Source organism: Acidovorax sp. GW821-FHT10A04 (assembly GCF_059415825.1).
Map to the genome: position 1 here is coordinate 1 of NZ_JBWKNZ010000039.1, position 629 is coordinate 629.

A 629-nucleotide genomic window follows, 5' to 3' on the forward strand; every position below is an offset into this window, starting at 1 on the left:
TCGGCCACCTTGACGCCGGCACCGCGCTTGGCGGGTTCCGTGACCTTGAGGGTTTTGAGGCGCGGAGCGACGTCCACACCCAGGTCTTCGGGTTTGAGGGTATCGAGCTGCTTCTTCTTGGCCTTCATGATGTTGGGCAAGGTGACGTAGCGCGGCTCGTTCAGGCGCAGGTCGGTGGTGATCACCGCGGGCAGGGTCAGGGACAGGGTTTCCAGGCCGCCGTCGACTTCGCGGGTCACGCTGACCTTGTCGGCGGTGAGTTCCACCTTGCTGGCAAACGTTGCCTGGGGCAGGTCGGCCAGGGCGGCGAGCATCTGGCCGGTCTGGTTGGCGTCGTCGTCGATGGCCTGCTTGCCCAGGATGACGAGACCCGGTTGTTCCTTGTCGACCAAAGCCTTCAGGATCTTGGCCACGGCCAGGGGCTGCAGTTCGGCGTCGGTTTCCACCAGGATGGCGCGGTCGGCGCCGATGGCCATGGCGGTGCGCAGGGTTTCCTGGCACTGGGCCACGCCGCAGGAGACGGCGATGACTTCGGTCACCAGGCCTTTTTCTTTCAGGCGCACGGCCTCTTCGACGGCGATTTCGTCAAAGGGGTTCATGCTCATCTTCACGTTGGCGATGTCCACACC

Annotated in this window: 1 protein-coding gene; it reads right to left on the minus strand. The window is 64.4% G+C overall.

Translation table 11 applies throughout. The features are described from left to right. Positions 1-629 (minus strand): electron transfer flavoprotein subunit beta/FixA family protein (locus AC07PF_RS33100; RefSeq protein ID WP_494614753.1); only part of this gene is annotated, 629 nt, incomplete at both ends.